The sequence below is a fragment of the Mesorhizobium sp. YR577 genome, assembly GCF_900116595.1.
Lineage (GTDB): Bacteria > Pseudomonadota > Alphaproteobacteria > Rhizobiales > Rhizobiaceae > Mesorhizobium_M.
The window spans coordinates 47683-70777 of sequence record NZ_FPBI01000006.1 but is presented as its reverse complement, the minus strand read 5'-3'; the positions used below and the strand labels follow the sequence as shown (position 1 = coordinate 70777).

Sequence of the window (23095 nt, the reverse complement as noted above, 5' to 3'; positions counted from 1 at the left end):
ATGAATCGGCTGCATCCCGTAAATCTTTGTTTTATCGTACGATCCCCGCGATCCATCTCAGGGGTCCAAGGCTTAGCTTAGGAAAATCCGATGCCCGCTTACCGTTCCCGCACAACCACCCACGGCCGCAACATGGCAGGCGCTCGCGGCCTGTGGCGCGCCACAGGCATGAAGGACTCGGATTTCGGCAAGCCGATTATCGCGGTGGTAAACTCGTTCACGCAGTTCGTGCCGGGGCATGTGCATCTCAAGGATCTCGGCCAGCTCGTGGCGCGCGAGATCGAGAAGGCCGGCGGCGTCGCCAAGGAATTCAACACCATCGCCGTCGATGACGGCATCGCCATGGGCCATGACGGCATGCTTTATTCGCTGCCGTCGCGCGAACTGATCGCGGACTCCGTCGAATACATGGTCAATGCGCATTGCGCCGACGCCATGGTCTGCATCTCCAATTGCGACAAGATCACGCCCGGCATGCTGATGGCATCGCTGCGCCTCAACATCCCGACCGTCTTCGTTTCAGGCGGGCCGATGGAAGCCGGCAAGGTCGTGCTTTCCGATGGCAAGATCCACGCGCTCGATCTGGTCGATGCGATGGTTGCTGCCGCCGATGACAAGATGTCCGATGAAGACGTCCAGACCATCGAACGTTCGGCTTGCCCGACCTGCGGTTCGTGCTCCGGCATGTTCACTGCAAATTCGATGAACTGCCTGACCGAAGCGCTCGGCCTGTCGCTTCCCGGCAACGGCTCGACGCTGGCAACCCACTCGGATCGTGAAAAGCTGTTCCTCGAAGCGGGCCGCAGGATCGTCGCTCTGGCAAAGCGGTATTACGAGGGCGATGATGAGACCGCGCTGCCGCGCACCATTGCCTCGAAGGGTGCCTTCGAGAACGCCATGGCGCTCGACATTGCCATGGGCGGCTCGACCAACACGGTTCTGCACATTCTCGCCGCGGCACACGAAGGCGAAGTCGATTTCACGATGGACGACATCGACCGTCTGTCGCGCAGGGTTCCGTGTCTCTCCAAGGTCGCTCCGGCAAAGTCCGACGTTCACATGGAAGATGTGCACCGGGCAGGCGGCATCATGGCGATCCTCGGCGAACTGAACCGCGCCGGCCTGCTCAATGTCGATCTGCCGACCGTGCATGAGAAGACGCTTGGCGACGCCTTGTCGAAATGGGACATCGCCGTCACCGACAATCCGGCAGCACTCGAGCTCTTCAGTGCGGCTCCCGGCGGCGTGCCGACGCAGGTCGCGTTCAGCCAGAGCGCGCGCTGGAAGGAACTGGATCTCGACCGCGAAAACGGCGTCATCCGCGATGCGCAGCACCCGTTCTCCAAGGATGGCGGACTTGCGGTTCTAAAAGGAAATATCGCGATCAATGGCTGCATCGTGAAGACGGCGGGCGTCGATGAATCGATCCTGAAGTTCTCCGGCCCGGCGCGCGTTTTCGAAAGCCAGGATTCGTCCGTCAAGGCGATCCTCGCCAATGAGGTCAAGGCCGGCGACGTCGTCGTCATTCGCTACGAAGGGCCGAAGGGCGGACCGGGCATGCAGGAAATGCTCTATCCGACCAGCTATCTGAAGTCGAAGGGCCTCGGCAAAGCCTGCGCCTTGATCACGGATGGCCGCTTCTCCGGCGGCACGTCGGGTCTCTCCATCGGCCACGTCTCGCCGGAAGCCGCCAATGGCGGCCTTATCGGTATCGTGCGCGAAGGCGACATGATCGACATCGACATCCCGAACCGCACCATCTCGCTGCGCGTCGACGAGGCTGAAATCGCTGCCCGCCGCGCCGAGCAGGATGCCAAGGGCTGGAAGCCGAGCGAGCAGCGCAAGCGCAAGGTGACGACCGCACTCAAAGCCTATGCGGCCTTCGCAACCTCTGCCGATCGAGGTGCTGTGCGCGATCTCGGCGAGCGCTGAACCCAGAAACCGGATGGCGATCTGCCCCATGGGAAGATCGCCGTCTGACCTAAGACGTAATCCCCGAGCGGGTCTATGAGACGCTTGCAGGCGCTGCGCCCGCACGCGCCGGCTGTACTCGGCTGGCCAAATTCAGGAAGAACCATCGTGACCGATACCACGGCGACCGCAGGCCGCGTCCAAGCAGACAGTACAGTTTATGCCATCTTGCTGGCGGTGAGCTTCTGCCACCTGCTCAACGATGTGATGCAGTCGCTTCTGGCGGCCATCTACCCGATGCTGAAAACCGGCTACGGCCTCGATTTCTGGCAGATCGGCCTGCTCACCATGACTTTCCAGGTCACGGCGTCGCTGCTGCAGCCGCTTGTAGGCATGTACACCGACAAGAGGCCGATGCCATATTCGCTGCCGCTTGGCATGGCTTCGACGATGATCGGCCTGATCGTGCTCGCCTATGCCGGCAGCTATACTGTCCTGCTCCTCGGCGCGGCCCTGATCGGTATCGGCTCGGCCATCTTCCACCCGGAATCCTCGCGCGTTGCTCGCATGGCTTCCGGCGGGCGCTACGGTCTTGCACAGTCGGTGTTCCAGGTCGGCGGCAATTTCGGTTCGTCGCTCGGGCCGCTGCTTGCGGCCTTCATCGTCGTGCCCAAAGGCCAGCACAGCATTGCCTGGTTTTCGATCGCAGCGCTCATCGGCATATTCGTGCTGTGGCAGGTCAGCGGCTGGTACAACCGCTACCGCGTGGCCAACGCCAAGCGTCCGGCAAGCAGCCATGCCGTTTCGCTGCCGCGCCGCAAGGTGGTCATAGCGCTGATCGTGCTGGCAACGTTGGTCTGCACCAAGAACATCTACATGGCCAGCCTGTCGAGCTACTACACCTTCTACGTCATCCACAAATTCAGCGTGTCGGTTCAGGAAGCCCAGGTGCTGCTGTTCATATTCCTCGGCGCAGTGGCCGTCGGAACTGTGGCAGGCGGCCCGATCGGCGACCGCTTCGGCCGAAAATTCGTCATCTGGTTCTCGATCCTCGGCGTCCTGCCGTTCACGCTCGCATTGCCCTATGCCGACCTGTTCTGGACCCGCATACTCACCGTCATTATCGGTCTTGTGCTTGCGTCGGCCTTCTCGGCCATCGTCGTCTTTGCGCAGGAGCTGGTGCCGGGCCGCGTCGGCATGATCGCCGGCATCTTCTTCGGCTTCGCCTTCGGCATGGGTGGTCTGGCCGCAGCCGTGCTCGGCGTCGTCGCCGACATCAAGGGCATCGACTACGTCTATATGATCTGTTCGTTCCTGCCTCTGCTCGGCCTTCTGACGATCTTCCTGCCGTCAGTAAAGGAAATGCGCGGGCAGGGCGCCTGACAAAAAAGAAAGCGCCGGGGTAGACCGACGCTTTCTTTGAAATCCGATTTGAGGTTTGGCGGCGCCCTTCTTTGGAAGGGCGCCGCTTTTTCGTTGGGCGCTTAGCCCTTGGCGGCAACCGCCTTCGAAGCCGTAAGCTCGCGATCCGGATGCGTCCGCTTCCACCAGTCGCCGAGGAACAGCAGGATGGGTGCTGCGATGAAGATCGACGACGTTGTCGCAACGATAACGCCGAACACCATCGGAATGGCGAAGTTCTCAACCGCACTGCCGCCCCAGATCGCCATCGGTAGCATCGAGAGCAGGATCGCGACCGAGGTGTAGATACAGCGCGCGAACACCTGATTGATGCTCATGTCGATGATTTCGCGCAACGGCATCTTCTTGTAGAGGCGCAGGTTTTCACGCATCCGGTCATAAACCACGACCTTGTCGTTCACCGAATAGCCGATGATCGTCAGGAGCGCGGCGATGGCCGTCAGGTTGAAATCAAGCCCCAGCAGCGCGAAGAAGCCGATGGTCTTGGTGGTGTCGAGGATAAGTGTCGCAATCGCGCCGATGGCGAAGTTCCATTCGAACCGCCACCAGATATAGGCGAGCATCGCGATCGCGGCCAGAACCACTGCGAGCACGCCGGAACGCGCCAGCTCGCCGGAGACCTTGGGTCCGACGACTTCCGTGCGTTCGAACTTCACGCCGGGATCGAGCTTCTGCACCGCAGCCTTGACCTCGTTCACAGCGGCAGTCTGGGCAGTCTCGCCGCCCTCCTGACGCTGGACGCGGATCAGCACGTTGCTCTCGCCGCCGATGTTCTGGAGTGCGATTTCGCCGAGGTTGAGGTCACTGAGCGTGCTTCTGAGCTGGGCGAGATCGGCTGGCTGTGAGGTCGTGATCTCGACCTGGATACCGCCCTTGAAGTCGATGCCGTAATTCAGGCCCGGCTTGAAGAACAGCCCGATGGAGGCCAGCGACAGCAGCACCGAAACCAGGATGCCGAAATAGCGGGCGTTCATGAAGTTGATCGACGTCTTGTCCGGGAAGAAGCGGATAAGCGGTTCGATAGTGATCGTCTTCATTTTGCGGCGGCGTACCACCGACGCCATGATGACGCGCACGATGGCCACGGCGGTGAACATCGAGATACAGGTGCCGAGCATCATGGTGATGGCAAAGCCGCGCACCGGGCCCGAGCCGAACATGAACAGCAGGCTGGTGGCGATCAGCGATGTGACGTTGGCGTCGACGATGGTCGAGTAGGCCCGCTTGAAGCCGTGGTCGAGCGCCGCGAAGGCGCTCATGCCTTTCTTGGTTTCTTCCCTTATTCGCTCGTTGATGAGGATGTTGGCATCCACGCCGAAGCCGATGCCGAGGATGATACCGGCGATGCCGGGCAGGGTGAGTGTTGCGCCGATCATGGCGAGTGCACCGATAGTCAGGACCAGATGCAGGAGCAGCGCGAAATTGGCGATCATGCCCCACGCCCCGTAGAGCGCGACGATGAAGATCACGACCAGCAGGAAGCCGGCGATGCCGGTGTAGACGCCCATGCGGATGATGTCGCCGCCGAGATCGGGACCGACGGTGCGTTCCTCGATGACAGTCAGCGGCGCGGGCAGGGCGCCGGCGCGCAGCAGGGCCGAGAGCACGGTCGTGTCCTCGACGGTGAAGCTGCCGCTGATCTGGCCGGAGCCGCCGGTGATCGGCTCGCGGATGACCGGCGCGCTGAGCACCTTGCCGTCAAGCACGATGGCGAAGGGGCGGTTGACATTGGCGGTGGTGATTTCAGCGAACTGGCGTGCGCCGACGCTGTCGAAGCGGAAGGAGACGATCGGCTCCTGCGTGCGCTGGTCGAAGCCGGCGCGGGCATCCGTCAGGCGCTCACCGCTCAATGCGACGCGATCTTCGATCGGATATTGCTGGCTGGTCTTGGCGTCCGGCAGCATGGTCACGCCGGGAGGCACGGGCTGGCCCTGCTCGACATTGTTGGCAACCATGTGGAATTCCATCTTGGCCGTGCTGCCGAGCAGTTCGCGCAGACGTGTCGGGTCCTGAAGACCCGGAAGCTGCACGAGCATGCGGTCGGAGCCGACGCGCTGGATGGTGGGCTCGGCGACGCCGACCTGATCGACGCGCTGGCGCACGATTTCCAGGCTCTGCTGGAGTGCCGCGTCAAGGCGGTCGCGCAGACCGGCTTCCGTAAGCTTCATCGTAATCTGGTTCTGCGCCGAAGCTACGTCGATGTCGGCAGTGCCGCCGCCGAAACCGGTCGCACTGACCGGCACCGCAAGCTTCTGCAGGACCTCCAGCGCCTTGGTGCGCTGGGCGTCGTCAGTGATGGTGAGAACGACGGCGTCGCCGGCAACGCGGGCCGACTGTGTGGCGATGCGCTCGTTGCGCAGTGCGCCGCGGGCATCGTCCAGCAATGAGCGCAGACGGTCGGTCTTCAGCGCGTTGGCGTCCACTTCAAGAACGAGGTGAGAGCCGCCCTGAAGATCGAGGCCGAGGGTGATCTGCTGCTTGGGCAGCCAGTTCGGCAGCATGGCGAGCTGTGCCGGCGTAAACATGTTGGGAAGGGCGGCGATGACGCCGATGAGGACGATAAGGGTATACGCCCCTATCACCCATTTTGATGTTCTCATTGTTCTGGTCCTGTCTGCGCGCAATGCCGGCATTGGATTGACCGGGCAAAACGCGATCGCGTTCGGAAATTCATTTCGGAGCGGAAGGCGTATGCCTTACGCGGCCTGAGGTGGCGCTCGTGCGCGAAGGATTGTCGTGGCAGTCCCGCGAAAACTCTCCGGGATGCGATCCAGGAGGCCAGTATGCAGGCTGGCAGTGACCTGCCATTGCATGGCAGGCAATATGGCCGGGCCGGTGTCGCTGCCGGCGAGGAAGGATTTCAGCGCCAGGCCGCGCCAGTCGGCGATGGCCACAAGGCGCTGCGGGTTGGCCGCGCCGGACCGGTCACCGCTCGGGGTGCCGGCGCCCTGGCCTGATGCAGCCATGCCGTCGGCAAGCAGCCGCGCCGCACGCACAGGCGAATTTGCGCCGAGAAAACCGTGTGCTGCAGCGAGCGCTACGACAAGCCACAGCAAGGCGGCGGAAGAAAATCCGCGCCTTGGCGTTCTGCCGGGCTTGCTAGAGATCATCGTGCAAAGTCATTCTTCGGTGTCTGCGCTGGCAAATTGTATCATCCGACGGCGCCTGCTCCTACACCATTGCGGCGAAACTACCAACCCCGCGTATTTTTGGGCGCACAGATTAGAATTCCAGCCCGATTTCTTCGAAACCGACGAGTGTATCGCTTAAACAAGCGCCGAAACCGCCTGAAACAACGTCAGCGCCTGCTTGTCGAGCTCATCGTCCACCGGTAGCGGTTGTGACGACATCTTGACCAGAATGGTTTCGGTGGCCGGATCGACATAGAGCCATTGGCCGTGAATGCCGATGCCGCAAAAGGCGCCGCCGGCATAACCGGTCTGATACCATTTGTTGCGGTAGCTGCCATTGGGAAGCAGGAACGAGAAATCGCCCTTGCGCCAGGCTTCGCGGTCGCCGCCGGTCGTCGTGTCCTCGACCCAGCTTTCGGGCAGGATGCGGCGGCCTTCGAAAGTGCCGCCGCAGCGCATCATCTCTCCGACACGTGCAAGGTCGCGTGCCGAGACCGAGACGCCGCCGGCCGCCCGGGCCGTGCCTACGGCGTCGACCGTGATCTGCCCGCTGAGCTTTGCGCCGAGCGGCGCCCACAGGCGGTCGCTCATCAGGTCGGTATAGCGCCTGCCCGAGGCGCGCTCGACGATGATGCCGAGGAAATCGGAGCAGGGCGAGCGGTAGCGGAAGATTTCGCCGTGTTCCTTGCCGGCGAGCTTGGGGAGGCTGACCAGGAAGGCCGGCAGGGTTTCCTGAGCGTCCGACCGTGCGGGGTTCCACAGCATGGCGCGGCGATAGCGGGCAAAGGCGCTTTCGGGATCGAGGTAGAGTTCCTCGAAATCGAGCGCCACCGTCATGTCCAGAACGTGCTGGACCGTCGCGTCGCCGAAGGCCGAGCCCTTGGCTTCGGGGACGTAGTCCGTCACCGGTGCAGAAGGATCGAGCAAGCCGTCGGCCTGGACCACTCCGGCAAGGATGGCCGTCAGCGATTTGCTGATCGAAAAGATGATGTGGCGGCCAGCCGGCTTCATATGCGGGGCATTGTATTCGCCGACGAATTTGCCGCCCTTCATGACCAGGAAGGCGTCGGTATGCGAGCGATTGAGGAAAGCGGCAATGGTTTCCGGTTCGCCTTCGAGCATGACTTTTTCGGCCAGCAAATCCTCGAGGTCGCCGGCTGGCGCTTCGGGAGCAGCTTCCGCGACTTCGATCTCGGCGCTCGGCACCAGTTCGCCGGCATTCTGGAACGACCAGCGATTGTAGGGCTCGGTGCGCCAGTTCTCCAGGGTCACGTCGAAACGGCGAAAGCCGTATTTGTTTTCGAAAGCGGTCGGGGTGGTCATGATGGTCCTTCGGGAAAGTTCTTATTTCAGGCGAGTGCGGCGGCGATGGCGTGGATGGCCTTCAGCGTCGCGACCGAATAGGCGGTGTTGCCGAAATCCGGGTAGGTCGACAGTTTGACGACGACCATATCGTAATCCCAGTTGATGTAGATGAGCTGTCCGAATACGCCCCGGCACATCAGGGTGCGCGACTTGGCATCTTCGAGCCAGAACTGGTTCTTATAGGAGCCGTCGGGGAGGCTCTCGCTGAACAACGGGCCATGCACGCCGTTTCTGGTCGCCTCGATCCAGCTGGGCGGAACGATGCCGCCGCCATTTTCGAGGATGGTCTGGCCGAAGCGGCCAAAATCCCTCAGCGTCGCATTGAAGCCGCCATCGGCCAGCGCATAACCGGCGCGATCGACTGTGAAGCAGGCGCTCTCTTCGGCGCCGATCTTCTGCCACAGCTCCTCCGACACCAGCTGTGCCAGGCGCTTGCCGGTGACCCGCTCCATGGTGAAGGCAAGCACGTCGGTCTCGATCGAGCGGTAGACGAATTTTTCGCCATGCGGGCGCTCGGTCTCCTTGAGGCCGAGGATCTGTTCCCAGATATGCGTCGGCCATTTGAAGCCGGGATCGCTGCCCGGCGGGACCGGTTTCCAGCCTGCCGCGACGTCGGTCTGGCCCATATCAGAGTAGCGGTCGGTGTATTCCTCGCTGTAGCGAACACCGGTCGTCATATCGAGCACATGCTGAAGCGTTGCGCCGCGCCAGCCGGTTTCCTCGAGCTCCGGCAGATAGCGGGTCACCGGTGCCGCGGGGTCGATCAGGCCGCGCCCGACCAGAATGCCGAAAACGGACGCCGTGACCGATTTCGCCATCGACTGCGACAGATGCAGGGTGCGCGGCGTCATGCCGTTGAAGTAGCGCTCATAGGCGATTGTACCGCCCTTAAGCACCAGAAAGCCGTCGGTATAGGTCTCGTCGAGATGGCCGGCGAGGGTGGTTGCAGCACCTGTGCTGTCCACCGTAGGCACATCGTCAAGCTCGACCTCCTTGCGCGCAAACTCGCGCGCCGGCCCGTTGCCGCGCCAGACCTCGACCGTCGGCAGGATTTCGCGGATGTGCTGGAACGACCAGCGATTCCACGGCGGGCGGTCCCAGTCGAGCCTGGGTGGCACCATCTGCGGCGGCGAGCCCTGCATGATGGCAGGGGCGGGGTCGCTGTTGCGATAGGAGGTCATTCAATGCTCCACGGAAATGCAACCCCGCAGCATGCCTGCGGGGCCTTTCCAGCTTGGGTGTTCCGATGGTTACAGCTTCGGCCGTTTGGCCTTTTCGCCGTACCAGCCACCGACCGCTTTTTCATAGGCCATGCCGGCGCGGAACACGTCCTCATCGCAATAGGTGCGGCCGACGATCTGGATGCCGGTCGGCACGCCGTTCTTTGCGTGGCCGGACGGCACCGACAGGACCGGGCAGCGGCTCATCGTGTTGAACGGCGTTGTCATGACCCAGCCGAGCGAAGGATTGACCAGTTTGCCATTGATCCTGACCTCGTCCTTCGACTGGTCGTGATCTGCCGGCACCGCCGGCAGTGCCGTGGTCGGGCAGATCAGCACGTTGTATTTTTCCAGCAGCGGCCCGAGCGTCATATACATGCGGCCGGCCACCTCCAGGCTGTTGACGAAATCGGTCGCCTTGGACCCCGCGCCGTCTTCGGCGAATTTGCGGGCGTAAGTGGTCATCTCGTCGGCATGCTCGGGTAGCAGCTTCGACAGGAACGCGCCGAACAAATGGTTGAGATAGGCCATGCCGGCTTCCAGCACTTCCGGCCCCCAGCCGAGATCGACTTCCTCAACCTCAGCGCCGAGCGAGCGGAACACATCGAGCGCCTTCTTGGTGTTCTTCACGACCTCCGGATCGACCTCGAAGCCGCCGAGATTCATCGAATAGCCGATCTTCCAGCCCTTGATCGGCTTGAACTTGGTCGGCAGCGTCAGCTTCGGCCGCAGCGAGGCGATGTCGAGCGGGCTCGGGCCGGTCATCACGTTCTGGAGCAGGATGGCGTCCTCTACCGTGCGCGCCAGCGGGCCGGTGTGGCAGTAGAAATCGAGGTTGAAGGGCGGATCGTCCGGGTTGCGGCCATAGGGCGGCTTGTAGCCGACGACGCCGCAGGTCGAGGCCGGGATGCGGATCGAGCCGCCGATATCGGAGCCGGTGGCGATCGACGACGTGCCCGAGGCGAGCGAAGCGCCGGCGCCGCCCGAGGAGCCGCCCGGCGTGAATTTGGTGTTCCATGGATTGCGGGTGACGCCCCACAGCCGCGACCACGTATAGGCCGCGCAGGAGAATTCGGGCGTTGCCGTGCGCGCATGGACGATGCCGCCGGCCTTGATGACGCGCTCGTTCATGGTCGAGGAGGATTCGGCGACGAAATCCTTCATGATCAGCGAGCCGCCGGTGGTTGGCTTACCCTTGATGTAGCTCTCGTCCTTGATGCCGACGGGCAGGCCTTCCAGCGCCCCGGTCTTCTTGCCCTTGGCGTATTTGGCTTCAGCCTTTTTGGCCAGATCCATCGCTTCGTCGAAATGGGTGTTGGTGAAGGCGTTGACCTTGTCCTTGGTCGCTTCGGCGCGCTTGATCACCGCTTCCATCAGTTCGACGGGCGAAAGCTTTTTGGCCTTGAAGCGCTTCAGGGCTTCGCTTGCGGGCATATAGCAAAGGTCGAGATCGCTCATGATAGACACACCTCCTTCGTGTCCACGGCCCATCGATCGCCGGACGGTGTCCGGACGCGGGCTGGTATCGAAAAATCTCTTGATTGGTTCAAAAGGCCCCGGCGGCTTTCCGCCAGGGCCCTTGATAGCACCTACTTCAGAAGATCGGTCCAGATCTTGGTGTACATCGTCTGCACGTCCGGCGGGCAGGCGATATTGAACTCGCCCTTCTCGGCGAATTCGGCCGGGATGTTCACCTCGGGCGCGGTCTTCATGTCCTCCGGCATGAAGGCTTCGGAGCCCTTGATGCCGTTTGCATAGCGCGCGAAGGCCGAGATCATGGCCGCGTTCTCGGGGTCCATGATGAAGTTCACGAACAGCTTGGCATTTTCGGTGTTCTTGGCGTCCTTGAGAATGGCGACGTTGTCCATCCAGATCGGGTAGCCTTCCTTCGGATAGCCGTAGACGATCTTGTCGTTCTGCAGGCGAGCGCGGAAGGAAGCGCCGTTCCAGTTGACGCCGGCAGCGATATCGCCCTTGCCGTAACGGTCGACGTTGCCATAGTCCATCGACAGCCATTTCGGCTTGGCTGCGACCAGCGTGTCGCGAACCTTCTTCAGCACTTCCTTGTCGCCGGTGCACTGCTGGCCACCGACATAGTGGATGGCGAGCGCCATGACGTCGCTCATTTCCGGCACGACATTGACCTTGCCGACCAGTTCAGCGGGCGGGTCCATGAAGATCGCCGAAGTGTTCGGGTCGCCTGAATAGACCGAGGTGTTGACCGTCACGCCGGTCGTACCCCACTGCCACGGCACCGAATAATGACGGCCCGGATCGAACGGCACGTCGACCCATTTCGGGTCCATGTTCTTGAAATTCTCCATCTGGTCGGGACGGCTTTCGAGCAGCAGGCCTTCGTCGATCCAGACATTCATCACCGAAGCCGAAGGCACGACGATGTCGAAGCCGTGGCCGCCCTGGCGGATCTTGGCGAGCGCGGTGTCGTTGGAATCATAGTCGGTGACGGTCACCTTGACCTTGAATTGCTCTTCGAACTTCTTGATCAGTTCGGGGCTGGTGTAGTTGCCCCAGTTGTAGATGTTGAGCTCGCCTTCGGCGCGCGCCATGCCCGCCGAGGCCAGCAACGACAGCCCTACGGCCGTCGCAGTCAATTTCCAGTTCATGCGTAGTACTCCCATTTTGGGGGCCGGCCGTTCTGCGGCTTCAGGCCCGCTTCCTGCTGATGATGAAGAAGATTGTGACGATAGCTACCGACAGCAGCAGGAAGACTGTCGAGATCGCATTGATTTCCGGCGTCACGATGCGCCGGAGCTGACCGAGCATGTAGGTCGGCAGCGTGTCCTGTCCGCCTGACTTGACGAATTCCGTGATCACCACGTCATCGAGCGATACGACGAAGGCCAGCATCAGCCCGGCGAGAATGCCCGGCCACAATAGCGGCAGCGTCACATAGCGGAAGGTTTTCCAGCCCGTGGCGTAGAGATCGGCTGCGGCCGTTTCCAGCGACAGATCCATGTTCTCCAGGCGGGCGCGGATCGGCAGATAGGCGAAGGGAATGCAGAAGGCGGTGTGTGCCGCGATCAGGTAACCGAGGCCGGAATAGCCGGTCCAGATCTTGATGCGCGAGAAGAACACCAGCAAGGCCACGGCGGTGACGATTTCCGGCACCATCAGCGGCTGGTTGATAAAGGCATATTTGAAGGTCAGGCCCTTGTAGGGCTTGGTTCTGGTGGTGGCGAGTGCTGCCATGGTGGCGGCTACCGTCGCGATCAGGGCGGCCGCGATGGCGATCTGGAACGAGCGGATCGAGGCGTCGATGACCTGGGTGTTGTTCCACGCCGAGTAGAACCAGCGCAGCGAAAAGCCTTTCCAGATGGCGACCGAATCGTTGTCGTTGAAGGCGTAGGCCACCAGCGTCACGATCGGCAGGTAGAGCAGGAAGAAGCAGATCATCGCGACAGTGGTGAAGCCGGTCTGCTGGCGGATGTCGAACGTTGCTCGCTTAGCCATGTCCGGCCCCCGTCTTGCTGGCGTTGCGGACATAGAACATCAGCGTGATCATGACGATCACCATGAGGGTGATGGACAGCGAGGCACCCAGCGGCCAGTTGCGGCCCTGGCCGAACTGAAGCTCGATCAGGTTGCCGATCATCAGATTGGTGCCGCCGCCCATGACGCGCGGCGTGACATAGGCGCCGAGCGAAGGGATGAAGACAAGGATCGAGCCGGCGATGATGCCGGGCTTGACCAGCGGCACGATGATGCGGCGCAGCACCTGCATGCGGCTGGCATAGAGATCGTAGCCGGCCTCGACGAGCCGGAAGTCGATCTTTTCCATGCTGGCATAAAGCGGCAGCACCATCAGCGGCAGGTAGACATAGGTCATGCCGGCCAACACCGCGAAGTCGGTGTACATGAACTGGATCGGTGCGGTGGTGAGGCCGAGGAACCGCAGCAGCGAGTTGATCAGGCCCTCGTTGCGCAGCACTTCCATCATCGCGAAGGTGCGGATCAGGAGGTTCGTCCAGAACGGGATGGTGATCAGGAACAGCCAGATCTCGCGTCGTCCCTCGGGGCGGGTGGCGATAAAATAGGCGGTCGGAAAGCCGAAGATCAGGGTCAATATCGTCGTCAGCAGCGACAGCGATATCGAACGTGTGAAGATCGACAGGTTCGCCTTTGCGAATGAAAGCGTGTCGTCAAAGATGTCGCGTTCGAACAGCACGTTCATCCACGCATCGGTCGAAAATTGCCACTTCACGTCGCCGTAATTGCCCGGCGCGAGAAAGGAATAGACGAGCACGATGAACAGCGGCCCGATCGCGGCAAAGAAGATGATCAGCAACGCGGGAGCAGACAACAGCCAGCGCGTGCGGATGTCGTCGCTTTCAGCCTTTTCGGCAGTCTCTTGTGCGGTTGCCATGGTTCAGTCTTTCAAAACCTGGGCCGCGTCGTCCGAGATCGACACGCCGATGCGCTCGCCTTCTTCAAAGCCGCAGGATGCGCTGCGGCTGTTCTGCTGGCGCACGGTAAAGAGGTCGCCATCGTCAAGCCGGACAAGGATATGCGTGTCGGTGCCGAAATAGACGATGTTTTCCACTGTCCCGGAAAGCTCGCCCGCGCCCTTGACTGCCTTGGCATGTTCGGGCCGCACGACGATCGTGGCTTCTCCCTTTGGCGTGAAGCCTTCGGCGACGGTCGCGGGGATCGTCTTGCCCGATTTGAGCGTAGCCTTAGCCTTGCCGTTGGCGACGCCGTCGATCTTTGCGATGAGGAAATTCGTCTCGCCGATGAAGTCGGCGACGAAACGTTCCGCCGGCTTGTCGTAAATGTCCCAAGGCGTGCCGACCTGCAGGATCTTGCCCGCCGACATAACGGCGATGCGATCGGACATGGTCAGCGCTTCTTCCTGGTCGTGCGTGACGAAGATGAAGGTAATGCCGGTCTCGTTCTGAAGACGCTTCAGCTCGATCTGCATTTCCTTGCGCAGCTTGTAGTCTAGCGCCGAAAGCGGCTCGTCGAGCAGCAGCACCTTGGGTTGCGGGGCCAGCGCGCGGGCGAGGGCAACGCGTTGCTGCTGGCCGCCGGAAATCTGGCTGGTGCGCCGCTTTGCCAGCGCCTCCATCTTCACCAGCTTGAGCATCTGGCTGACGCGCGCATCGATCTCGGCTTTCGGTTTGCCCAGCATCTGGAGACCGAAGCCGATGTTTTCGGCGACAGTCATGTGCGGAAACAGCGCGTAGTTCTGGAAGACCGTATTGACCGGTCGCTTGAAGGGCGGCAGCGGCGCGATGTCGTTGCCATAAAGCAGGATTTGCCCGTCGGTCGGGAAATCAAACCCGGCAATCAGCCGGAGCAGCGTGGTCTTGCCGCATCCGGATGGGCCGAGGAGGGTGAAAAACTCATTTTCGCGGATCGGTACCGAAACGTTGTCCAGCGCGGCTACCCGCGCCTCACCCGTTCCGAAAATTTTACTGACCCCAATAACTTCAATCGCATTCCTATCCGGTTTGTCCGGCACGATTACGCCTCACTGTTGGCCCCGCTCTTGTCGGCGGAGTACGTCCCCAATTTATTGTGATCACACGGCCGGGTCATTGGCAACCCGGAATTGAATCACGGTTCAATTATCGCATTCAGTCTAGCAATCGCCGTACCAGGCTTACGCCTGGTACGTGACTTTGCCGCCGCAGATCGTGGTCACCGGGCGGATGGTATGGAGATCATGCGGGTCTACCGCTTCGATGTCGCCCGAGAGGATCACCAGATCGGCGACATAGCCGGGTTTCAGCGTGCCTTTGCGGTTCTCCATGAATTCCGCGTAGGCACCTTCGACCGTATAACCGGCGATAGCCTCGTGCAGGCTGAAGCTCTGGTCGGGATCTCCGTCTGCCCAAGGCTTGCGCACGACCGCTGCCTGAATGCCCGCTATCGGATCGATCGGCGACACCGGCCAGTCGGAGGCAAAGACGATCCGCGCTCCGGCGTTCTTCAGCGTCCGCCACGCGTAGGAGAGCGGCCAGCGTTTCTTGCCGATGCGCGAGACGGTCGGTTCCAGCGGCAGGCCCATCGAGCCGGGCGGGTGGGGAGGCTGCATGGACGCCAGCACGCCGAGATTGGCGAAACGTGGAATGTCTGCCTCCGTGGTCACCTCGATATGCTCGATGCGGTGGCGGCTGTCGCGCTTGCCATTGGCCTTTTGCGCCGTCTCATAGCCGTCCAGTACGGAGCGCACCGCGCCGTCTCCGATGGCATGCACCGCGATCTGCAGGCCGCGCCTGTCGGCCTCGGTAGCAACTTCGTTGAACTGTTCCTGCGTGAACAGCGGTTCGCCCACCCAGTCCGTGCGGTCGGCGTAAGGCTCGACCATGACCGCCGTCCAGCTATCCAGGACACCGTCCATGAACACCTTGACCATGCCCGACGAAATCCATTCGGACTTGTAGCGCTCGGCCATCAGCGATGCTTTTTCGAGCGCATCGACGGTCATGAAGTTCTTGTAGTGGAACGGTATCTGCACTCGGCAAAGCAGGCCGCCCTCGGCTTCGATTTCCGAAAGGAGCTCAAGCTGATGCAGATTGCCGTCCATGTTCTGGATCGAGGTAATGCCATGTCTGGCGCACCATTCGAGGCCGCGTTTCATGATCGCGCGGTCGGAGGCCTGTTCGGCTGCCGTGGGCTTCGGGTCCGGCTCGCCGCCGGTCGCGAGACCAAGCCGCACGCGGCCTTCTCCGGCAAGCACAAGCAGCGGGCCGAAAGCCTCACCCTCGCGCAATTCGCCCTCGGCAAGCCCGTCCGAACCCATGACGATCTCGTTGCCGGGTCCCAGCGTCTTGCCGTGCAGCAGGCCGGCCATTTCCAGCGCCTTGGTGTTGGCCCACACCGTATGATGGTCGGGCGCGGCCATGACGAAGGGCCGGTCGGGCAATATGCGATCAAGGTGGTGCCGGGTGACGCGCTCTGTCGCCGAGAGGATCGTGTAGTCGGCGCCCTGAGCCTGCAGAATGAGCTGGTTTGGCCTTGCCGCAGCATATTTGCGGACGGCTTCGGAAAGAGCCTCGAACCCGTGCACGCCCATCAGTTGCAACTGCTCGAGTTCGGCAGCGCCGGCGAAGAGATGCATGTGCGATTCGATGAAGCCGGGCAGCACGGAGCTGCCCTTGGCATCGATGACGCGCGTGTCTGAATCTTGATGCTGCAGAATAGCTTCGCGATCTGCGATCGCAATGATCTCACCGCCCTTGATGGCAATGGCCTCGGCGCGGGGGGTATCGGGATCCATCGTCAGGATACTTGCGTTCACAACGATAAGATCGGCCTTTTGCGGCATTCTGTTCACCCAGTTTTGCTCAGGCTAGCAGAGTATTGGCATCTGGCAAGCCGTCTCGGTGTTGTCTTGCAGCAATTCGCGATTGCCCCTTGGCGGCATCAAAACTCTCTGTCACAAAGCAGTCGGTCAAGAAGTGACGATACCAACAGGGGTGAACAGAAAGACAAAATGAAGACGATTTTCTCTCCTCTCCACGCCGGTCATGGCGGCCAGATGGAACTGGTTTCGGGCCAGATCGTGCCCGGTTTCGAAAAGCCTTCGCGGGCCGAATTCATCAAGGCGCGGGTCGAATCCGAGAAGCTTGGACCCATCCTTGCACCGAAGGAACATTCGCTGGACGCAGCCAAGCGCGTGCACGCCAGCGATTACATCGATTTCCTGCCGACGGTGTGGCCGGAATGGCAAAAGGCCGGCTTTCCCGGCTCGGCCATGGCCTTCACCTGGCCGACGCGCGGCCTGCGCGGCGACGTTCCGCCGAAGCGGATCGACGCACTCCTTGGCTACTATTCCTTCGATGCAGGCGCGACCTTCGTCAAAGGCACATGGGATGCGATCAAGTCTTCCTACGATGTCGGCCTGACGGCGGCCGAACTGGTCAAGGCCGGCGAACGAGCAGCTTTCGCGCTATGCCGCCCGCCGGGCCACCATGCGGGTGCTGCCTTCATGGGCGGCTACTGCTTCATCAACAATGCCGCCGTCGTTGCCCAGTGGTATCTTGACCAGGGCGCTGCCCGCGTAGCGATCCTCGACGTCGACTATCATCATGGTAACGGCACGCAGGAAATCTTCTACGAGCGCGACGACGTGCTGATGATCAACCTGCATGGCGACCCGATGACGGAATATCCGTTCTTCCTCGGCCATGCCGATGAGCGCGGTGCAGGCAAGGGCGAAGGCTTCAACCACAATTATCCCATGCAGCCCGGCACGGCGTGGGACAAATGGAGTGCAGCACTTGAAGACGCTTGCGCCAAGGTGGCGGCTTATGCGCCGGATGTGGTCGTGGTGTCGCTGGGTGTCGATACGTTCGAGAAGGACCCGATCAGCCAGTTCAAGCTGAAGAGTTCCGACTATCCGAAGATCGGCGAGCGTATCGCCAAGCTTGCCCTGCCGACTCTGTTCGTCATGGAAGGTGGCTATGCTGTCGAGGAAATCGGCATCAATGCCGTTGGCGTGCTAACCGGCTTCGACAATGCCTGACATTCTCTGAGAGGCGGGCGCTCGTCCGCCTCTCGTCATTCGCGAACCCCCATTCCCAAGTTCGGAGCAGAGAGCATGAGCAATCACCTGAATTTCTACATCGACGGCAAGTGGGTTTCGCCGGTGGTCCCGGCCACGCTGGACGTGATCGACCCCTCGACCGAAGAGGCCTATACGGCGATCTCGCTTGGTGCGAAGGCCGATGTCGACAAGGCGGTCGCCGCCGCGCGGGCAGCCTTCGTCAGCTTTTCGCAAACGACGCAGAAAGAGCGCCTGGCGCTGCTGAACAAAATCCTCGAGGTCTACAACAGGCGCTACGAGGATGTTGCGCAGGCGATCTCGCAGGAGATGGGTGCACCGATCACCTGGGCGCGCGAGGCGCAGGCGGCTGCCGGACAGGCCCATATGGAATCGACCATCAAGGCGCTGGAAGACTACGAATTCGGCCATCTGCGTGGCTCGACCATGGTGGTCAAGGAGCCGATCGGCGTCTGCGCGCTGATCACGCCGTGGAACTGGCCGCTCAACCAGATCGTCTGCAAGGTCGCGCCGGCAATCGCTGCGGGCTGCACGGTTGTGCTGAAGCCATCCGAGATCGCGCCGATCAGCGGCATCGTATTTGCCGAAATCATGGACGAGGCCGGCGTGCCGAAGGGCGTGTTCAACCTCGTCAACGGCACCGGGCCCGATGTCGGGCAGGTGATGGCCGAGCATCCCGACGTGGACATGGTTTCCTTCACCGGCTCGACGCGCGCCGGCATCATTGTCGCCAAGGCTGCCGCCGACACGGTCAAGCGCGTGGCGCAGGAGCTTGGCGGCAAAAGCGCCAACATCATCCTGCCGGACGCCGATTTCGCCCATGCCGTGCGCGAAGGCGTCAATGGCTGCTTCGGCAATAGCGGCCAGTCCTGCGACGCGCCGACGCGCATGCTGGTGCCGGTCGATCGCCATGACGAAGCACTCGCGGTGGCCAAGGAAGCGGCCGAGGCGCACCGGGTCGGCAATCCGACCTCGGAGGATACGCAACTCGGTCCTGTCGTCAGCCAGCTTCAGTATGACAAGATCCAGCGGCTGATCGAAACCGGCATTTCCGAGGGTGCGACGCTGGTCACCGGCGGGCCAGGGCGGCCGGAGGGGCTCAATCGCGGCTACTACATTCGCCCGACAGTGTTCGGCCATGTCACGCCCGATATGACGATCGCCCGCGAGGAAATATTCGGACCGGTTCTCTCCGTCATCTCCTATGAGGACGAGGATGAGGCCGTGCGCATCGCCAACGACACCGTCTACGGCCTTGCCGCTTATATCCAGTCGGAAAATCTCGAACGCGCCCGCCGCGTCGCCGGCAAGATGCGGGCCGGCTCGGTTTATCTCAACTATCCCGCCTGGGACACGCACGCGCCCTTCGGCGGCTACAAACAGTCCGGCAACGGCCGCGAATATGCTGATTGGGGTATCCACGATTTTCTCGAGATCAAGGGGATCGTGGGGTACGGGGCGTAAGGATCGTAGACTGAGGGTTTGGGTGGGCTGGTTTTGGTCGGCTTTTGCTCGACGTTGCCCCCCTCTGGCCTGCCGGCCATCTCCCCCGCAAGTGGGGAGATTAGCAGCGTCGCTTACGCTGCCCATTCTGCAATGCTGAAGATTGGCGAAGGTCAGGCGGCTGGCTGATCTCCCCCCTTGTGGGGGAGATGGCCGGCAGGCCAGAGGGGGGCGCGAAGGAACGCGGAGTTTTCCGGCAGTCCGGATGGACGCCTTCACTCATATTCTCAGTAAAGTCTCGGAAAGTCGGGCGCTGCCCAGAAAAGAAAACACCCGCCGAGGGAGGAGGTTCGGCGGGTGTTCTATGGTTCGGTCGACGATCGGGAGGAGGTGAAGGTCGACCGTATTCGACATTGCCTGGGAGGAGGTAGGCGCCGCCGAAATCACTCGTATAAAATCGGTTTATTTTCGGCTTTTCGCAACCCTCAATAGTGCATGGCTGCCGTGCAATTTGTGCAACGCAATATCAAATGCTGCAATGCGTCATGACATAATTCCGTCATCCGGCGGGGCAGGCCGCCAGGATATTGTATTCTGTCCAAATATGGACTATATCCATTTACGGACAAGGAAGCGATCATGAGCCAGGCCCTTCGCAAAAATACCGAGATCATAGCGCCCGAGCCGCAGCGGCTCGATAGCGCGCGCTTTGCGCCGGCCAACAGGCGGCGGCTCAGCGCGCCTGCCTTGCGCACCTTTGTCTCGATCGCCGATCTGTGGGGCCTCAACGAGGAGGAGCGCCGGCTGATCCTCGGCTATCCATCGCGCTCGACCTATCAGAACTGGACGAAGCTGGCCCGCGAGCATCGCGATTTCACGCTGGATGTGGATACGCTGACGCGCATATCGGCCGTGCTCGGCATTCATCAGGCGCTCGGCATTCTCTATGGCGGCGACCGGGAAGGGGTGGCCTGGCTGCGTGGCCCGCATGACGGAACGATCTTCAACGGTCGTCCGCCGCTGGCGCTCATCACCAACGGCTCGCAGGACGCGCTTCTGACGGTTCGGCGTTTTCTCGATGGCGCGCGCGGCGGCATCTATATGGAACCGAACGCGGTCGATGCAGCCTTCCAGCCCTATGAAGAAACGGATGTCGTCTTCCGGTGACGGAAATGCTTTCGCCCGCGCCGCGCCCGGCGCATCGCCTCATCCCGTCGCAATTCCCGCCCATCGGCTTGTTCGATACCGTTGCGACGGCGGCGGACCTGACGGCTGTCATGGACCTCGTCGGCTGGACGAACGACCGGCTGGTGGCTGAGCGCATCGGCCGCCTGCCGCAAAGCGAGTGGGTCTATGGCCGGCCGAACGCCAGCATCGTCATGGCGGCTTTCCTGCATGTCCCGCCCACCGGCGCGCGGTTCAACGGGCCTGAGCTGGGCGCGTGGTATGCGGCCGCCGACCTGACCACGGCCGCCGCGGAAGTCGGCCACCATCTGCGCCGCGAGGCCGTCGCGCGGGGCCTAGTGGAACTCAAGCGGAAATACCGCGCCTATACGGCCCGGCTGGATGGCGAATATGTCGATATAAGAGGGCTGCAAGCCTCACTACCCGCGCTTTATGCGCCTGACAGCTATGCCGCATCCCAGCCATATGGCGAGGCGGTCAGGGTGTCGAAGAGCGACGGCGTCGTCTATGACTCAGTCAGACTGCGCGGGGGCATCTGCGCCGCAGCCTACAAGCCCTCAAAGATCGAAGATGTCGTGCAGGCCGACCATTTCGAGATCACGGTGTGGGCCGACCGGCGCACGATCGACGTGAGGAAGCTGAAGTCCAGGAAATAGCGCCTGGACGAGCAGGTTTCAGCCGACCGCAGAATTTTTGCGCCATTTCGGCCAAACTTGAAATTTTTTAACTCTACAATATTTGTAGAATTAGCGAGGCTCGGCTCCTGAATGATATCAGGAGGCCTTCGATGGCACATACAGACACTGTGATGTTTCGCGCTTTGGCCGATCTTTTGCGGGCCGGCAGGACCGATGCTTTATGCGGTCCTGTGGAAAAACGGAAAAGCCAAACCATTTCAAAGGATGAAGCGGAGAAGAACCGGCTTCCCGAGCGCGATGAAGGTTTTTATTGGGCCTGGCAGTATCCGGGGCTTTGGTAAAACCAAAAACTGGTGCTAGGATCGATGTCGATGCAGGCCGTGTGCGAGCCTGTGTCATTCAGCGCAACATCAGTGCCCGCGGGTTTCATGCCCGCCCGTGTCCACTCGCGTTCCCCCAAAAGAGGATGAGTTCAGAAGAAGACTGTCGCAACGACCGAAAAAGTGAGGAAACAGATATGCCGACTTTGCTGCCCCCGCTTCATGAAGGCCATGCCCCATTCATTCTTCATCAGGCTTTCCACGACGCGCTGGATGCTTACGAGGACTGGGCGCTCGACGCAGCCGAGCCCTTTGTGGAATTCGACGGCAAAAACGTTGCCGTAAGCGCCGTTTTTGGCCGGATGCGAACCTGCACCGATATACTGCCCATCCGCACGCTGGACGCCGTTCGCGACGTCGTTGGCGCCGGTTCAGCTCACGAACTGGTCAGCGACCAGATCACCTATGCGCATGCCGCACTGCTGCTCCGGGCTCTCTGCGTGGACAGACTCAGAAACTGACGGGCGATTCCGCCCGTTTCGCATTTCCCTGATTTTGTAGAATTTCGTTCGCGAAACTAATGTTTGATAGAAACATGTTCCTCGTTTCGGCGTAAATTTCGCACTCGACAATGTCTACAAAAATCATAGACTATCTGTAATTACGGAGGTCGTGATGTCCCTAATACAGCAATCTGGAACCAAGCGGCTTTCGCTTCGCGGCTCCGTGACGTCCCGCCCGGCCGGCATTCGTGTCGGTCTCGAGACGTTGATCTTCGCGCTCGCATTCGGCTTCACCGTTGCCGTCGTGCTCGGGCTGATCCCCTGACGGGAACCAGACAAAAACAGGCCACCCGCGCAAGGGGCGCGGGTTTAAAACAGGCCTCACAGTTAAATCACAACCAGTTTTTGCGCCGAAAGGCGCTGCAGGTAAGACGATGGAGGAGAGTGCCATGCATGTCGAATTCACCAGCCGTACCGAAAGATGGACCGAAGCTGAGGCTGCCCGTTCATCCGATCTGCTCGCCCGCCAGAGCCAGGCGCATCGCCTTGCTCGCGCCGTAGAAGGTGCCGGGCTTGACCGGCTGCTCATCGCAGACAATCAGGGTCTTGCGGACAACGGCCAGCTTGCTTCTTTCGTTCTGCACAACACCTTCAACCTCGGTGTTGTCGTGTCCCACAGCGCCGGCGTTCTGGCCCCGCAGGTAGCTGCCCAGCAATTCGCCACGCTCGACCAGTTGAGCGGCGGGCGGCTATCCATCCGCATCGTTGCCGGCGACAGCGGGCTCGATCATGAGGCGAGCCTTGCCCGTACCGACGAATATCTGGTGCTGCTCAAGCGGCTGTGGGCAAACGACAAGCCTTTCGATCACGAAGGGCCGCATTACAGCCTGAAGGATGCATTCGCCGGCTCCAAGCCGTTCGGCCGCGCGCAGATACCGTTCATCCTTGGCGGGCTTTCCGGCACTGCAATCAAGATCGCGGCCAAGCATGCCGATCTGTTCGAACTGCCGGCCGGCACGGTCGCCGACGCACGGCAGACCATCTCGCGGGTGCGCGCCGCTGCCGCCTGCCATGGGCGGTCGGACAAGATCCGCTTCTCCGTGCCCGTCCGGCCGGTGATTGCCGGCACGCGGGCCGAAGCCTGGGCCAAGGCCGACAGGCTCGGCCATGACGGCGAAGCGATTCGGCTTGTCGGAACCGCCGAGCAGGTGGCGCTGGCCCTGCTTTCCTATTGCGATCTCGGCGTGCGCGAGTTCGTCCTGCACGGTCTCGACCAGCCGCACGACCTTGCGACATTTGGCAGGGACGTGGCGGCGATCGTCAAGCGCTCGGTGGCGCGCCAGGAGTCCGAAGCGCCTCAGCCGGAATTCGGCGAGGCGATCTACCTCCCGTTCCGTAGCCGCGCTTCGTAAGCGAGGTCAGAAGCG

At 61.6% G+C, this 23095-nt stretch carries 20 protein-coding genes; 10 read left to right on the top strand and 10 right to left on the bottom strand.

Annotated features, from left to right (window positions below; translation table 11 throughout):
• Nucleotides 1-90 precede the first annotated feature (90 nt).
• Together ilvD and BM413_RS10250 are read left to right on the top strand one after the other, a co-directional pair.
• Nucleotides 91-1932, top strand: a complete 1842-nt coding sequence (ilvD, locus tag BM413_RS10255) for a dihydroxy-acid dehydratase (RefSeq protein WP_091912988.1) — start codon at nt 91-93, stop codon at nt 1930-1932.
• Nucleotides 1933-2079: 147 nt separating this feature from the next.
• Nucleotides 2080-3294, top strand: a complete 1215-nt coding sequence (locus BM413_RS10250) for an MFS transporter (RefSeq protein WP_244537828.1) — start codon at nt 2080-2082, stop codon at nt 3292-3294.
• 101 nt (nt 3295-3395) lie between these two features.
• Here BM413_RS10250 and secD read toward each other — a convergent pair whose 3' ends face one another.
• The 10 genes from secD to BM413_RS10200 form a co-directional block, all read right to left on the bottom strand.
• The gene (secD, locus tag BM413_RS10245) at nt 3396-5933 is read right to left on the bottom strand and encodes a protein translocase subunit SecD (protein WP_091912979.1); all 2538 of its coding nucleotides are present in this window, start codon (nt 5931-5933) and stop codon (nt 3396-3398) included.
• Nucleotides 5934-6029: 96 nt separating this feature from the next.
• Nucleotides 6030-6443 (bottom strand): hypothetical protein, encoded by a 414-nt coding sequence (locus BM413_RS10240; RefSeq protein ID WP_139238573.1) that lies wholly within the window; start codon nt 6441-6443, stop codon nt 6030-6032.
• A gap of 156 nt (nt 6444-6599) precedes the next feature.
• Entirely contained in the window at nt 6600-7787 is a 1188-nt protein-coding gene (locus BM413_RS10235; protein WP_091912976.1) for a serine hydrolase domain-containing protein, read from the bottom strand.
• 26 nt (nt 7788-7813) lie between these two features.
• A complete protein-coding gene (locus BM413_RS10230; protein ID WP_091912974.1) occupies nt 7814-9010 on the bottom strand; it encodes a serine hydrolase domain-containing protein in 1197 nt (398 codons plus the stop codon).
• Between the two features lie 69 nt (nt 9011-9079).
• Complete coding sequence (locus BM413_RS10225; protein WP_091912972.1) at nt 9080-10507, bottom strand: amidase; 1428 nt, start codon at nt 10505-10507, stop codon at nt 9080-9082.
• 131 nt (nt 10508-10638) lie between these two features.
• A complete protein-coding gene (locus BM413_RS10220) occupies nt 10639-11673 on the bottom strand; it encodes an ABC transporter substrate-binding protein (protein ID WP_091912971.1) in 1035 nt (344 codons plus the stop codon).
• A gap of 40 nt (nt 11674-11713) precedes the next feature.
• Nucleotides 11714-12520 carry an ABC transporter permease gene (locus tag BM413_RS10215; protein ID WP_091912969.1) on the bottom strand — a complete coding sequence of 269 codons (807 nt, stop codon included), beginning with the start codon at nt 12518-12520 and terminating at the stop codon, nt 11714-11716.
• Complete coding sequence (locus BM413_RS10210; RefSeq protein ID WP_091912968.1) at nt 12513-13433, bottom strand: ABC transporter permease; 921 nt, start codon at nt 13431-13433, stop codon at nt 12513-12515. The genes BM413_RS10215 and BM413_RS10210 overlap by 8 nt, the downstream gene beginning before the upstream one ends.
• Nucleotides 13434-13436: 3 nt before the next feature.
• Nucleotides 13437-14531, bottom strand: a complete 1095-nt coding sequence (locus tag BM413_RS10205; RefSeq protein WP_091912966.1) for an ABC transporter ATP-binding protein — start codon at nt 14529-14531, stop codon at nt 13437-13439.
• A gap of 141 nt (nt 14532-14672) precedes the next feature.
• Nucleotides 14673-16340: an amidohydrolase gene (locus BM413_RS10200; protein WP_091912964.1), complete on the bottom strand. Its 1668-nt coding sequence runs from the start codon at nt 16338-16340 to the stop codon at nt 14673-14675.
• 168 nt (nt 16341-16508) lie between these two features.
• Here BM413_RS10200 and BM413_RS10195 point away from each other — a divergent pair, with 168 nt between their 5' ends.
• The 8 genes from BM413_RS10195 (at nt 16509) to BM413_RS10170 (ending at nt 23080) form a co-directional block, all read left to right on the top strand.
• Complete coding sequence (locus tag BM413_RS10195; RefSeq protein ID WP_091912963.1) at nt 16509-17540, top strand: histone deacetylase family protein; 1032 nt, start codon at nt 16509-16511, stop codon at nt 17538-17540.
• 75 nt (nt 17541-17615) lie between these two features.
• A complete protein-coding gene (locus BM413_RS10190; RefSeq protein ID WP_091912961.1) occupies nt 17616-19043 on the top strand; it encodes an aldehyde dehydrogenase family protein in 1428 nt (475 codons plus the stop codon).
• Nucleotides 19044-19661: 618 nt separating this feature from the next.
• Complete coding sequence (locus BM413_RS10185) at nt 19662-20189, top strand: MbcA/ParS/Xre antitoxin family protein (RefSeq protein WP_091912960.1); 528 nt, start codon at nt 19662-19664, stop codon at nt 20187-20189.
• 5 nt (nt 20190-20194) lie between these two features.
• On the top strand, nt 20195-20863 hold the full coding sequence (locus tag BM413_RS10180) for an RES family NAD+ phosphorylase (protein WP_091912958.1): 669 nt from the start codon (nt 20195-20197) through the stop codon (nt 20861-20863).
• Nucleotides 20864-20994: 131 nt separating this feature from the next.
• On the top strand, nt 20995-21186 hold the full coding sequence (locus tag BM413_RS32445; protein ID WP_133304735.1) for a hypothetical protein: 192 nt from the start codon (nt 20995-20997) through the stop codon (nt 21184-21186).
• Between the two features lie 176 nt (nt 21187-21362).
• Nucleotides 21363-21686: a BRA0787 family protein gene (locus tag BM413_RS10175; RefSeq protein WP_091912957.1), complete on the top strand. Its 324-nt coding sequence runs from the start codon at nt 21363-21365 to the stop codon at nt 21684-21686.
• A 154-nt stretch (nt 21687-21840) separates the two neighbouring features.
• Nucleotides 21841-21993: a hypothetical protein gene (locus tag BM413_RS33085; protein WP_175544298.1), complete on the top strand. Its 153-nt coding sequence runs from the start codon at nt 21841-21843 to the stop codon at nt 21991-21993.
• Nucleotides 21994-22117: 124 nt separating this feature from the next.
• Entirely contained in the window at nt 22118-23080 is a 963-nt protein-coding gene (locus tag BM413_RS10170) for an LLM class flavin-dependent oxidoreductase (RefSeq protein ID WP_175544297.1), read from the top strand.
• The last annotated feature ends 15 nt before the right edge of the window (nt 23081-23095 follow it).

Coding starts and splice junctions, on each gene's coding strand:
- ilvD (WP_091912988.1), top strand. CDS start 91: ATGCCCGCTTACCGTTCCCGCACAACCACCCACGGCCGCAACATGGCA.
- secD (WP_091912979.1), bottom strand. CDS start 5,933: ATGAGAACATCAAAATGGGTGATAGGGGCGTATACCCTTATCGTCCTC.
- BM413_RS10240 (WP_139238573.1), bottom strand. CDS start 6,443: ATGATCTCTAGCAAGCCCGGCAGAACGCCAAGGCGCGGATTTTCTTCC.
- BM413_RS10235 (WP_091912976.1), bottom strand. CDS start 7,787: ATGACCACCCCGACCGCTTTCGAAAACAAATACGGCTTTCGCCGTTTC.
- BM413_RS10230 (WP_091912974.1), bottom strand. CDS start 9,010: ATGACCTCCTATCGCAACAGCGACCCCGCCCCTGCCATCATGCAGGGC.
- BM413_RS10225 (WP_091912972.1), bottom strand. CDS start 10,507: ATGAGCGATCTCGACCTTTGCTATATGCCCGCAAGCGAAGCCCTGAAG.
- BM413_RS10220 (WP_091912971.1), bottom strand. CDS start 11,673: ATGAACTGGAAATTGACTGCGACGGCCGTAGGGCTGTCGTTGCTGGCC.
- BM413_RS10215 (WP_091912969.1), bottom strand. CDS start 12,520: ATGGCTAAGCGAGCAACGTTCGACATCCGCCAGCAGACCGGCTTCACC.
- BM413_RS10210 (WP_091912968.1), bottom strand. CDS start 13,433: ATGGCAACCGCACAAGAGACTGCCGAAAAGGCTGAAAGCGACGACATC.
- BM413_RS10200 (WP_091912964.1), bottom strand. CDS start 16,340: ATGCCGCAAAAGGCCGATCTTATCGTTGTGAACGCAAGTATCCTGACG.
- BM413_RS10195 (WP_091912963.1), top strand. CDS start 16,509: ATGAAGACGATTTTCTCTCCTCTCCACGCCGGTCATGGCGGCCAGATG.
- BM413_RS10190 (WP_091912961.1), top strand. CDS start 17,616: ATGAGCAATCACCTGAATTTCTACATCGACGGCAAGTGGGTTTCGCCG.
- BM413_RS10185 (WP_091912960.1), top strand. CDS start 19,662: ATGAGCCAGGCCCTTCGCAAAAATACCGAGATCATAGCGCCCGAGCCG.
- BM413_RS10180 (WP_091912958.1), top strand. CDS start 20,195: ATGCTTTCGCCCGCGCCGCGCCCGGCGCATCGCCTCATCCCGTCGCAA.
- BM413_RS32445 (WP_133304735.1), top strand. CDS start 20,995: ATGGCACATACAGACACTGTGATGTTTCGCGCTTTGGCCGATCTTTTG.
- BM413_RS10175 (WP_091912957.1), top strand. CDS start 21,363: ATGCCGACTTTGCTGCCCCCGCTTCATGAAGGCCATGCCCCATTCATT.
- BM413_RS33085 (WP_175544298.1), top strand. CDS start 21,841: ATGTCCCTAATACAGCAATCTGGAACCAAGCGGCTTTCGCTTCGCGGC.
- BM413_RS10170 (WP_175544297.1), top strand. CDS start 22,118: ATGCATGTCGAATTCACCAGCCGTACCGAAAGATGGACCGAAGCTGAG.